The following is a 12,099-nucleotide window of genomic DNA, read 5'->3' on the forward strand; positions in this document are numbered from 1 at the left end:
AATCTGCGGACTTCATCAGGGCCAGCAGCCATACGGTGCTGCGCGAACAGGCCGAACACATGGATGCACCCGACCGACATCATCACCGCAGAAAAACTCTTGCGCAGCGGGGGCCGTCCACACATGAACGTGCACCCTCAGCAAGAGATGCTACGCCAAGCGATGTCGAATTGTCGCCCCGCGCCCAGCTTTGCACGCCCAATGCCAAACCAGCCGCCCCAGTCGCTTGCGAATTTTGACCAATCGCGGTGCTGGATGTTCCGCTGGCAATCGCCTGGTTACCAAAAGCGGTTGAGTTGGTCGCGGTTGAGCGTGCACCCGTACCGATCGCCACGTTGTTGAAGTCAAAAGCAAAGGCGTTTGAACCGATGGCCAGTGCATCTGCGCGGACAGCTTCCGCGCCTGAACCAATCGCGGTTGTGTTGGCCTCCTGGGCAGCGGCTCCCGCGACCGAGTTTTTCAACACAATAAGGTGGGAAGCAGACGTTCGTCAGACCCCATGTTCTCCAAAGAATCTCTCATGTCGCGCTTTGCCGAGTCCAATGCCGCAACGTCTTCATCACGACCAAAATTTCCTGCGAAATACGCGACACAAAGAGCGGCCCGTGGCGCCTCAAAGCAGCCCATTCGCTACCGCGTCTTCGACGGGTCCGTCAGCCGCGAAAAAGGGACTTCGGCCAAGCAGGTCTGGAAGGCCTATCGTGAGATCGAAGGTTTCGGCCTTCTCGCCAGCGCTTGGTATCTCGTGCAATACGCCACACGCACGCCGCTCAAATCCCGTCGGTTCTAATCGACCTTGGCGCGGCGTGCGCTCGGCGCGATACGCGCACGCAGTGCCTTCGCGCCTACAACCCTGACATCTGCGCTGTTGCCGATATAGACAAGGTTAGATCCATCGCTGCTGCCACTGGAGCGCGGGTTCGACACCCGGATATCCTGCGGCGGGCGCGATGGGTGGCCGATGGAATAGGCGGCTCTGCGGCTTTCATCCGCATATGGCCTAACGATGTAGAGGCCGTAGACCTGCTCGTCGATGAAAAATCCGAAATCAAAGCCGCTGACCCGTATATCGCTGAACGATCCGCCACGCTGGTGGTTCACGCGGATGCCGTATTGCGCGATCGAGCGAGGCGAAGCGTTCCCTGAAATCTGGCGAAATGCGATGTCGGTGGCGGCGATTGGAGCAAGCCGCGGCCTATACCCCTCATTCGCCGCACGGGCGACATTGTCCGCGTGGCTATCACTCCAGACCACATACTGCGCGGTTCTGCGGATATCGATGTTTTCGACAACAATTCCTTGGTGTGCACGGGGCGCGTCCGCCGCCCTAGCAAATTCGTATCCAAGATCCCCGGCGTGATGGATGACCCCTGCTTGGGTCACTTCTTCGACCACCACCCCGCTTACGCGCATGTCATGGACCCCTGACAACCTGACTGCGACGCTGCCGCCGCCCGAGCCCGCGCTGCGCGTCAACCTGCCAATCTTTACGCCGCGAATGTCGATATCGTGCGGGTGTGTCGTCCAGCCCTGGCCGCGCGCAAAGGCTGCTGCCGTGCCGCGAACGTCGGCCGAACTGACCGGACCAACGGTGCCCCAGTCGAGCATGATCCCCCCAGCCATCCGATCGGAGTCGAGCACAGTAACGTTTTCAATCAGCCCGCGGTTTGCTCCGCCCATGATCTGAATGCCCGCAGCTCCAGATGTTTTATCCGAACGCACGCTCACGCCGCTGATGCGCCAGTCGGAAGGGGCGGCGAAAGGCGACATTCGCGCTGGCGAGGCGTTCTCGCTATATAAAGCACCAACCAAGATGGCCGCGTGTGCCCCGCTCTGCTCTCCCGGGGTGCCGCGCGAGATGACGCTGACCGTGCCGTTGCGTATGGCGCTTCCAGAGAGCATGCGCACCCCGGCTGCGTTTGTGCTGCGCAGTACCGCTACGAGTTCTCCGCCAGCTAGGTCGAGCGTGACGCCACGCGGCAGTACCACGCCGTCGTTCACCACTAGGCGCTGGTTCGGTTCGAGGCGCACAACGCCGCCGCCAGCGCGCGCTGCATCCTGCATGCGGGTGGACAGGGAGGCGGCTCCATCTTGGGCAGACGTCGAAACGCCGCTGAAAAGAAGCGTAGCGGTGCCGATGGCCAAGCTGGCCGCTGCAAGAAAAGACTTCAGGTATGTCATGACATCTGCCTAGCCCAAGTTACCTCAGCATCACCTGAACAGCGGCCATACCGTTCCACGCGGGACGATGACGCAGCGCTTTGCGAGAAGCTGCGCGAAGTCTTTGTCGACACCCGCCACACTACTTTCGCGGATATGGAAATTTTTTGGAGTTTCCAAGTGGGGATTCCGGGGATTCGTAAGGAGCTAGCTTTCGGGAGGCTGGCGATGGATACGGATCAGCGTGCGGAACCCAATGCTTGGCTTGCCCGTTTCTGGCTGCGCTGAGCCACTGGACGCGAGGTCGGGTGTCCCCGCGTATATTTGCGAGACTGATTGGCGTAGTTGATCGTAAGAGCATATAGCCGATGGCAGCGGCGACAGCGGGATGCGGATGGCATGGTCTTTAAATTAGATCGATGTCGTAAAAGTCCAAAAATACACAGAGAGTCGATTTGGTATGGATTACCCTAAAGAAGAACTTAAGATACGAGGCCTTGCTTATGAGCGCCGTTGGGACTGGGAAAATGGGTACCATTGGTTTGCCGAATCTTCGCGCTTTGGAAAATTTCTAGCCCACTACGAGCTCTACAAGAAGATTGTCGGCTTGCCGGGAGACCTTTGCGAATTCGGTGTGTTCAAAGCTACCTCATTGATCCGATTTAGCATTTTCCGCGAAATGCTTGAGAACGAGCAAGCTCGTTCCATTCGGGGCTTCGACGCCTTCGGCTCTTTTCCTCGCGAGGGGATAGAGCTGGAAGCTGATCAGGCCTTCATCAATGGTTTCGAAAATTCAGCAGGTGATGGCCTGAGCATCGAGGAGGTCGAGGCAATCCTCGAGCAAAAGGGTATTGGCAACGTCGATCTGCGCAAAGGCAATGTTTTCGACACCGTCCCGCAATTGATTAAGGAACTGCCGGCGCTGCGTATCGCTTTTCTACACCTCGATATGGACGTACGTGAGCCAACCCAGTTCGTTCTTGATCAGCTGTTTGCACGCGTCGTGCCCGGGGGGCTTGTCGTGTTTGACGACTACGGTACCGTCGCCGGCTGCAGCGAAGTCGTAGACAAATTCGTAAGCGACCACGGACTCACGCTTCAAAAGCTGCCGTTTTACAAAGTGCCCGCGTTTTGCGTGAAGCCTTGAGGTATGACGCGGCGATCAGTCGAGCGATGTAATGATCGAGTCAACGAACCGCTCGATGTTGGCGTGATCGCAAACGTAGAGTTCCCCCGCGAGGGTCTCATTCCAGAGCGCGGCGAAATAGTCCTGAACGTTCAATTGCGGTGCCGCTGGAGCCGTTCCGTCCAATACAGAGGCTAAGGCGGGGCCAAGATCGGCCATTCGCTCCACCGGAAGTGAAAACGGAGCGTTGCGGTAAAACGCGTCGCCCAACACAATGACCCGTTGTCCAAGCAAGCCAGCCTCGGCTCCACTTTTGCTGTTGACGGTCACAATTGCGTCAGCGCGACGTAAGACATCAAAGTTGTTGGTGCTTGGCGGTATGAGGTGGAAATGATCGTAGCGCCGTTTGAGCTTCTCTAGCGGTTCGGCCCCCATGGCGCCGATCATCGCCGGATGCTCCTTGACCGCAATCGCTACACCGGGTGGAGTTACGCGGCAGATATAATCGATTAATGCTTCCTGGTCCAAATACTCGGGAGACCGCAGCGTTAACGCCATGTCTCCCGGTACGTGCAGGGGATAGTATACAAAGCTGTCGAGCTGCGAAATAGGAGTATAAAGCTTCGACAACTTCCTGCTGGCAAGGATCATCCTTGCATGGCTCGACACGTGACTGCCAATATGACCAAACTCCTGCTCCTTTCCGAGTAGATGTTTGTCTATCAGCTTTTGTATTAGGCGCCGTGCGTTACGAAAATTGACCACCTTTCGAAACGCAGTGGTGTATTGATGTCGGTCCTTCTCTGGGATAACGATGGCGCTGCGGGCTAAGGTATCTTCCAAATAAGCTAGTACTTCAGCAGAGGCTGGCTCGCTGGCACTGTCTTCCAACTTGAGTGCTTGGATGTCGCCGCTGAGAAAAAGCAGCCGGCCGCGAAAAAAGCTAGGCTCTAGCAACAAGCTCGGAATGTCGTGGTGCAAAGCGGCAAAGTGACTGCCAATGACGGATAGGAAGCCCCCTAACTCCTGCAGCATCTTCAACCGGGACCCCTTTGGCATGCTTGCAATCGCCTTATCGGCCACCAATAGGCTTCCGGCGAGCTTGCGGATCAGCGCCTCGCTGTCGCGTATTCCAAAGGCAAACTTCTCGTGGGTTAGCCAGAAGTTGAGTCGCTCAACACCGAAGTCCTGGCACACTTCAAATGCGTCTTTGTCGCCTAAGGCAGCTTCGCAGGCCGAGCTGGTCGCATCGACGTAGTCCAAGCCAGCCGCCGCCAACATCTCATTGCTGCGACTATCAAACGACAGAAAGCGCGCTTCTCGTCCCCGACGGCGCATCTCCAAGCCAATTTCGACCCAGAAGCGCGTCTGGTACTCGGCAAGCGTCGTGATGATGGGAATCGTGGGTTCAAGCATGGGATTGTGGGGGACAGGTTGAGGTCTTAGCGAGAATGGAAAAGTCGTTCGGTGCGTGCGGGTCCGCGCTGGTATGGCCTAGGCACTGCGGATGCAGACTGCCGCTAGCGAGAGATAGGGGCGACCGATCAACAAGCCTTATCTGGCTTATTGCCTCGCTCGAGCCTGGTTTTTTTTGCGCCTCCCTGCCGCCGTATCGACGGATCTGGCTTGGTAGATGAATGACGCGACTGCTCCGACATTCTTGGTCGATGGTATGACAAAAGTCTATGTATGCCTTAGCTTCAATTAGGGGCTTAATCGAGTTCCGGGCTCGCACGAACCAGACTGCACTCATGATCGGCCCCCGACGTCGTCCCTGGAATGGATGGCTGGCAGATGTCCGGCGCTGGCGATGCCCTGAAACGGCGGCACGAACGCGCTTGGCGCCCTCTCGGCCCTAACGAGCCTGCGCTCGACGAAGAAGAAAATCAGGAGCGCGACCAATTTTAGCGCGAAGGTGGGCGCAAGCAAAAAATTCAGCATACCCCCGATGTAGGCAACACCAAAACCATAGTAGAGATACACGGCCATCGCGGCTGTAAGGGCCCGGCCTTGCGCAACTGATCTCAATGCAATATACAATAGAAAAGCAGCAGCGCTACCAAGTAAAATCATAAGGGGGATCGCCAGCCAAAACCCGAACAGCTCGAAAAAGATTTCAGGATAGCCTCCGGCGTACTGCTGCCCGGCATTAATGAGCTCCATCGCTCGGAAGTATCCAAGCTCTCGTTCCATTAGGTATTGAATGGTAGTATTTGAATCAGGATTTGGTGGGTTGAGCAAAACCAGATCAAGCGCAGTGTGATTAATGCCGCGATCGAAATCGTATCTTACCATCTCCCACGTCGAGCTCCAGGTCTGCACTGGCTGGACAAGAACCCGCTGGCTGAGATGAAACGTTGGATCCGCGTAATTTCGGACAGTGTAATAGCTGTTGAACATGAGCGCGGTGACCGAGATCACCACAGTGATGAACCCGAAGAACATGAAGATGCGGCTAGAAAGCAGGGAGCTCCAAGTGCCTCGCACCGACTCGCGGCGTAGGATCCCTTTAGCCTGCATCGCGACAAGCGCACCAAACGGCAACGCAAAGTAAGAGAGCGTAATCAGGAATGCGGAGAAACGGTTTCCGGTGAGCGCCCAATAAATCAAAAATGCCATGAGCAGCGCTATGAAGGGAAGCGAAAGGCGTTTGCCGCGCAAGCGCGGCAACACAGTGAAAATTCCTATGACAGCGCTGACGAGGAAATTCATCTCGTAAGCGAGATTGTGCACAATACCTGACACGAGCTGGTACTCTAGCCTGTCAATGCCGGCAAACAAAGGAATCACGCCTATTCTAAGCATATCCAGATAAAGAAAGGCGATATACGCGCTGCAGCCGATGAACGCCGCCCGCTGAAGCCCATCTAGATAAGCGCTTGGCGGAATTACGTCCTCGATGCCGGCGAGAATTCGCTGGCGACTGACAATTATCCAAAGAGGCACGATGAAGCACAGCGTGGCAACCACGAAAATTGGCGCGGCGCCGTTCCCGCCAACGTGGCGCTCCAGCTCGATCGCGTAGATCGGACCGACGAGATCCAGGTAAGTGATGTCGACGATCCGATATGCGAGGCTAAATATAACGATAAATCCGGCGATGAACGCCGGGCGTTGCCTTTGCCACAGAAGGATGATCGTCAGTAAGCCGAAGATTGCGAAAATTATGGAAACCACGATTAGTCTTCAACCTCACGAGCGGAGATTATTACGCTGGAAAGCCGCGCGCCGGTCACGGGATGGCGACCGCTTTGGATCGATGGTGCGCAGGCTCCTGTGTGGTTCACAAGTAAGTCGATATCGTGTTGAACTCGCTCGGGCGTGAAGCGCTTGTGCGCGCGCGCAGGGCGGTACCGTGCGCGCAAGTCGCGCGCACGAGCGCTCCCCAGAAGGTTCGCAGCAAGGCCTTGTATCCGCTGGGAGAACCGGGGGTGTGGGCTAGAACCGCGCAAAGCCATTTTGTAAGAGCGCGGCTTGGGACCCATTTCCCCTCTACAATGGTCGACGAGGACGTCTGCCACGCGCTGTGTGGCCTTGCCATCATTGTGATGGAAATAGGGGTGGACCGTTTCGTGATACACTGCCGCCATATCAAATCCAGCCGCCGGATCTGATGAGGCGATCAATTGTCTTATCTCCTCATAACTTCCGGTTTTGCGACTGGCTTTGCTGGGCAACGAAGCGTGGCTCCGCAGAAAGTCGCTGTTGATCCATTCCGGCGAAAGCGGCGGCAAGTTGAGCATCAGCGCCTCGACCGCAGTGCCGCAATTGCAGTGCACCAAAGCATGCGCACCGCGCAATGCCTCGAGAACCGGACCGTCGCCGTCAACCACTACGTTACTTAGCTCAGCGAACGCCTCGCAATAGGCCTCCCGCCGTTCGAACGGGTGAGGACGCAAGACGAACTGGCGGTTGGGCAGATCGTTGGCAAGCCGAGCGACGAGAGCGATAATCCCGGCCATCACTCGGCCATTTTCTGTCTGCAATTGCTCAATATAGGTGTCATCGAAGCCAACTGAGCGCAGCGCCGCAGCATCCCCCTGCCTGCCTTCGGCAAATCGTGAATTGACGACTGGGAAATTGGTGTTGACCAAAATATGGCCTTGGCGCTTTGGCGGTTCGATCGTCGCCCACATCGGGGTGTAGTAGTCGAATCTGGGACAGCCCGTTAAGTGGAGCTGATCCGGAGAGAGCGCCCGGGCTTCCAGGAACGCCTCGCGCATGGCTTCACCCCACAAGAAATACCCTTCGAGCAGGCCGCCAAAACCACTGTCGCGGACATAGGCGGCAATAGCTTGCGGGGAAACGCGGCCTTGATCTGACAAAATTCCGCCTTCCGTATCAAGCACGAAAAGAGGAATTCCCAAACGATGATATTCGCGTGCGATCGGCTCGTTAACCTGGCGAGCAAAATTCAGCACCAGTGCGCTTAGCTCCAGGAGTGGTACGTCTAGCCCCTGATCGTAAAGGGGCACCAACGCGGTCTCGATGCCGCGCCGCGACAACTCGAGACCTAGCATGACCATTCCCGGCAAGTCGCGAGAAGGATGATCGACGATGAGGCCAATGCGGCACGAAGGGTTCTGGGCAGCCATTCGGTATTTTTTCGCGCTCAGCTAAAGGAGGAGAGCCTACCGGTCAGGTTGGCGAGTGCTTGTCGTGGATGCTTTATGCGCCAGCCTGCGGGCTGTCCACTCAGCGCCCTTATGCGAACAGCATCGCTCGCTCCACATCTTTTTCCCCCCCATTCGGAAGGAAGAATGGTTTCACTGGCTCGGGATAAAGCCGCGGTGGTGCAAAAAAGGTTGCGGTGTACATCAGCCGTCCGTGCCCAGGATGCACGCGGCTACCCATGTGGAGGCAGCGGCTGGTTTCGACAGCAAAGCAACTAAATTGTGGCCCAGTGATCTGGAACTTGTCGCGTTCCAAATTGACGTGGGCTGGCAGATCGGTGTCGGATCGGTGGCTCTTCAGCGAAAAGCCAATTTTGTCGGAAACTGGTGCGGGTAAGAAGGTGAAGGGTCCGTCTTCTACTCCCTCAACATCGGAAAGGTAGATGAAATATTTCAGGACTCTCGTATCGTCGTAGTCGCGATGCCACAGCTGCGAATAGCTAGGTTTGGATAACATTGGCTTTGATTCGGTGACTGTGACGTAGTCAAGCCTTGGGACCATCCCAAGCGTGCGGGCTAATACAGACACGATCGCCGGTTGCATCGCGGCGCGCGCGAAGGCGCTTCCGGCGGGCAACTGCCCATCGACCATCGCACTGTCAATCGCATGGCTCCACAGTTTCGCTTTGTGCGCGCCAAATGCGCTACTAGCTGCATCGGCTTCTTTCGCTCTTGCGCTGTCCACTTCATTCTTGAGATCGTTAAGAATTGAGGGATCGACGAGTTCGTCAAGCCTTACGAAACCATCTTGCTTAAGTGTATTGACCGCGGCTTCTATACGGCCGTTGAGCGGGAGACCCTCAAGCAAGCTTTTGCGATGACGCATTTCCTCGCGAGCGGTGAGCTGTTTGGTTCGCTTCACTGCGTTTGCCAGAGGCGTTCGATAGGCGTGCCAAGCCAATCTTCGAGCGAGCGAGATGCCCATTCTGATTAGTCCTTTGAAGGAGGAGGGGGGGGCTGTTCCCCCTCCTCCCTCGAGTTTCGCTTGTCAAGCAGCATGCCAAAGGACCTCAAGCGGGCAACAAGGAGGGCAAAAAAGAGCGCGCGCCCTGGCTTGTCCAGCGCGATCCAGGGCGCGGCAAGCCACGCTAATGCCGAGCCTGCGACCGATTGTGCCAAGAGCATGGGAATCGAAGGTCTTGGTTCGAGCAAGTAGAGGGCCCCAGCGATGAATGCGGCGACGCCGACCACTCCCATCATCCGCATACCGATTGAGCTAGACAGGTTGAGCCGGCCCTTTAGCAGCGAAAGCTGCAGCGGCATTACCACAAGGACGCTGACGACCTGGCCAAGAACAAAGCTCCACGGCTCGATCCAGCGTAGCAGGATTAGCGAAAGGCCCAGCTGAAGGACCACTTGCACGAATGCGAGGCGATTGAGGGCGATTGTGGAACGACGATCAGCCAGAAGTATGCTGCCACCAAAGTTCACGACAACGTTCACGAGTGGGACAGTAAACATCAGCGCTTGCCACATCCAAAATGGGGTAACCCGCTCGCCAATCCAATGCTCAAGGATCGAATAGGAAAATGTGGCGGCAATTACTGCAGGAGGAGCGCAAATCACGAATGCACTAAGGACTCCAACTTGCGCAAGACGGGTCGTCGCTGCAGCGTCTTGAGCGGCGCGTAGGCGGGCAGCAAGTGGCAAAACAGTTGCTGAAAGCAGCGAGAAGATCGACTTCACGAAGCGCGGGAGCCGCACGATCGCATCAAACAGGCCGACTGCCGCTGGCCCGACCAGCAGCCCGAGGAGTGGAGCGGCGGCCTGCGTCTGCAATGTGCCGAGCACCTTGTTTGAAAGCATCGTGCCGGACCATGCAAAAAGCTCTGCGCGGACTTCGGTGGTCGATTTGGTCAACCTAAGCGGGTGCTTGCGCAGCAAGGACACGGCCCAAATTGCTGCGAGCAGAAAACGCAATGTTAAGCCGGCGAGCAGAGCCAAGGAGACGCTGTTTGGGCCATAGCCACCAGCGACGGCGCCAAATGCGAGCCCGGCGTAAGTGAGGGCAGATGCAATTTCGCAGGCTCTCAAACGCTCGAAGCTCTCAAAACCCTTCAATACACCTTCTGCGATCAGTGAAAGGAACAGCACCGGAAGTAAGGCGGCAGTTATTAAGAGGACTATCACGAAACTGGATCGTTGATCAGGTTCGATCGACATCCACACTGCCAGATTTGACGCGAACCAGGCGAGGGCTCCGGCGGTGGTCGCTGAGACGACCAGCGCAATAATCAGGAGCAGCAGTAAAGCCTTTCCCGCGGTCTCCCAGCTCCCATCTGCACGAGCCGTCGCGACGACGCGGGTGGTGTTCTCACCAATGCCGAGGTCGAGGAAACCAAATGCCGCGCTAGGCAAAAACACGCGGGCGAGCAAGATTTGGCCATAGCCAGCCAAGCCGTATGTCGCGATTAGGACCGGGGCCAGCACAAGGCCAACCACGCTGATCACAGCATACGCCATTCCCGTTATAAAAATATTGCGGATCAGAGAGGCGAACATCAGCTTTTTTGGCGGACGTCAGTCTACGTGCGGTCTGCTCGCCCTAGGGCGGCAGACAGCGCGTCGCACACTCGGTCGATCTGTTCCTCGGTCATGTTTGAGCCTGACGGTAGGCACAAACCGCGTTCGAACAAGTCGCTGGCCACGTCGAGATTAGAACCCGAGTTTACGAACTGTGAACTGGCAAAAAGCGGCTGACGGTGCATCGGTTTCCAAACTCGTCGAACTTCAATATCGAGCCTGGCGAGGTCGTCGCAAACCGCCTGCGGGTCAATGCCGGCTCCCAGCGTGCAGGTGGTCAGCCAGCGGTTGGAGAAGCTCCCCTCGTACTCTGGCATCCACTCAATGGCGTCGATCTGCGCCAGTGCTTCATGGTAGCGCTCAAATATCGCACGCCGCGCCGCCACGCGTTCTTCCAGCCGCGACAGCTGGCCTCGGCCGATCCCGGCGAGAACGTTGCTCATACGATAGTTGTAGCCGATTTCCTTGTGTTCGTACCAAGGGCAATCCTCGCGCGCCTGCGTCGCTAGCTTGCGCGCATGTTGCACAAGGTCGGCATCGTCGGCGACGAGCATTCCGCCGCCCGATGTGGTAATTATCTTATTACCGTTGAAGCTGAACACCCCGATGCGCCCAAAACCACCGCAAGGTTTTCCACCGTATGATGCTCCCAGCGCCTCGGCAGCATCCTCAATAATCGGAACACCGTATCTGTCGCAGATAGGACGAATTCGGTCGTAGTCGGCCGCCTGCCCATAGATATCGACCACCATCACCGCTCTTGCGGGTCGCCCCTCGCGTGCGCTTTGCTCAAGCGCTCGTTCAAGCGCGATCGGGCACATATTCCAGCTGCCGGCTTCGGCATCAACGAACAGTGGCTCTGCTCCCACATAGAGGATCGGATTGGCGCTGGCCACGAAGGTGAGCGAGGAACACAAGACCCGATCGCCGCGGCTTATTCCGAGCAGGATCAGCGCTAAGTGAATTGCTGCAGTCCCTGAAGAGAGCGCAGCGGCGTGGCCGACCTCAACCTTTGCTGCCACTTCTCGCTCGAACGCATCAACATTTGGGCCAAGCGGTGCAATCCAATTCGAGGCAAACGCTTGGTTGACAAATTGGAGCTCTTCTTCCCCGATATGAGGGGTCGAAAGCCAAATTCGGCTGCCGATATCGCGACGCAAATGGAGGCCTACCGGCCGCCCCTCATTATCCAAGATTGGCAACTGATCGATCCGATAGCGATCCATTAGCATGAGCGCTTCGTGATGCCTCACATCGGGCGACACCGAATGAGGGGTCTTGTGCTTCAATTGAGCGAGCGGAGTTTCGATGGACTGTCCCGCAAGCAGCACACGCCGGAGGTCTCCATCCGTGAAAAGGTGTTGCAGACGGCCCTTGGAGTCGAGCAAGAGTGCTGCACCTTTGCCGGACTGTGTTAAGGACTCAAATGCGTCAGAAATCGTTGCCGTAGGAAGCAACAGAGTATCGGCGTGGACAAAGGCACTGGGATTGGTCAAGCGCCACCACTCCAGTTTAGCGTATGCCGCGTCCCGTCGGACGACCAATGGCCCTCCTCACTTCGGCGCAGGCTCGAACTAGTCCGAGTACGCTGGAATCGACCGTTCCGACAGACCATGC

The 12,099-nt window shown here is 57.0% G+C and carries 10 protein-coding genes; 2 read left to right on the forward strand and 8 right to left on the reverse strand.

Features of this window, described 5'->3' with window-relative positions; all coding sequences use genetic code 11:
- Nucleotides 1-82 precede the first annotated feature (82 nt).
- Entirely contained in the window at nt 83-466 is a 384-nt protein-coding gene (locus Q9K01_RS15485; protein WP_422785322.1) for a hypothetical protein, read from the reverse strand.
- A 33-nt stretch (nt 467-499) separates the two neighbouring features.
- On the opposite strand from Q9K01_RS15485, the gene Q9K01_RS13130 reads away from it, so the two are divergent.
- Entirely contained in the window at nt 500-790 is a 291-nt protein-coding gene (locus Q9K01_RS13130) for a hypothetical protein (protein WP_305930578.1), read from the forward strand.
- Here the strand turns inward: Q9K01_RS13130 and Q9K01_RS13135 are convergent.
- Entirely contained in the window at nt 787-2,145 is a 1,359-nt protein-coding gene (locus tag Q9K01_RS13135; protein ID WP_305930579.1) for a hypothetical protein, read from the reverse strand. The genes Q9K01_RS13130 and Q9K01_RS13135 overlap by 4 nt on opposite strands.
- Nucleotides 2,146-2,620: 475 nt before the next feature.
- Between Q9K01_RS13135 and Q9K01_RS13140 the strand changes: the two genes are divergently transcribed.
- Nucleotides 2,621-3,307, forward strand: coding sequence for a TylF/MycF/NovP-related O-methyltransferase (locus Q9K01_RS13140; protein WP_305930580.1), 687 nt, complete (start codon nt 2,621-2,623; stop codon nt 3,305-3,307).
- Between the two features lie 15 nt (nt 3,308-3,322).
- Here Q9K01_RS13140 and Q9K01_RS13145 read toward each other — a convergent pair whose 3' ends face one another.
- The 6 genes from Q9K01_RS13145 to Q9K01_RS13170 form a co-directional block, all read right to left on the reverse strand.
- Nucleotides 3,323-4,702, reverse strand: a complete 1,380-nt coding sequence (locus Q9K01_RS13145) for a capsular polysaccharide export protein, LipB/KpsS family (RefSeq protein WP_305930581.1) — start codon at nt 4,700-4,702, stop codon at nt 3,323-3,325.
- 333 nt (nt 4,703-5,035) lie between these two features.
- Nucleotides 5,036-6,463 carry a DUF6418 domain-containing protein gene (locus tag Q9K01_RS13150; RefSeq protein WP_305930582.1) on the reverse strand — a complete coding sequence of 476 codons (1,428 nt, stop codon included), beginning with the start codon at nt 6,461-6,463 and terminating at the stop codon, nt 5,036-5,038.
- 2 nt (nt 6,464-6,465) lie between these two features.
- Nucleotides 6,466-7,881 carry a surface carbohydrate biosynthesis protein gene (locus Q9K01_RS13155; RefSeq protein ID WP_305930583.1) on the reverse strand — a complete coding sequence of 472 codons (1,416 nt, stop codon included), beginning with the start codon at nt 7,879-7,881 and terminating at the stop codon, nt 6,466-6,468.
- 109 nt (nt 7,882-7,990) lie between these two features.
- Nucleotides 7,991-8,884 carry a hypothetical protein gene (locus Q9K01_RS13160; protein ID WP_305930584.1) on the reverse strand — a complete coding sequence of 298 codons (894 nt, stop codon included), beginning with the start codon at nt 8,882-8,884 and terminating at the stop codon, nt 7,991-7,993.
- A 5-nt stretch (nt 8,885-8,889) separates the two neighbouring features.
- Complete coding sequence (locus tag Q9K01_RS13165; RefSeq protein WP_305930585.1) at nt 8,890-10,461, reverse strand: lipopolysaccharide biosynthesis protein; 1,572 nt, start codon at nt 10,459-10,461, stop codon at nt 8,890-8,892.
- A gap of 23 nt (nt 10,462-10,484) precedes the next feature.
- Nucleotides 10,485-11,978, reverse strand: a complete 1,494-nt coding sequence (locus tag Q9K01_RS13170; RefSeq protein WP_305930586.1) for a DegT/DnrJ/EryC1/StrS family aminotransferase — start codon at nt 11,976-11,978, stop codon at nt 10,485-10,487.
- Between the last annotated feature and the right edge of the window lie 121 nt (nt 11,979-12,099).

Origin of the sequence: Qipengyuania benthica (assembly GCF_030717865.1) — a bacterium.
Lineage (GTDB): Bacteria > Pseudomonadota > Alphaproteobacteria > Sphingomonadales > Sphingomonadaceae > Qipengyuania > Qipengyuania benthica.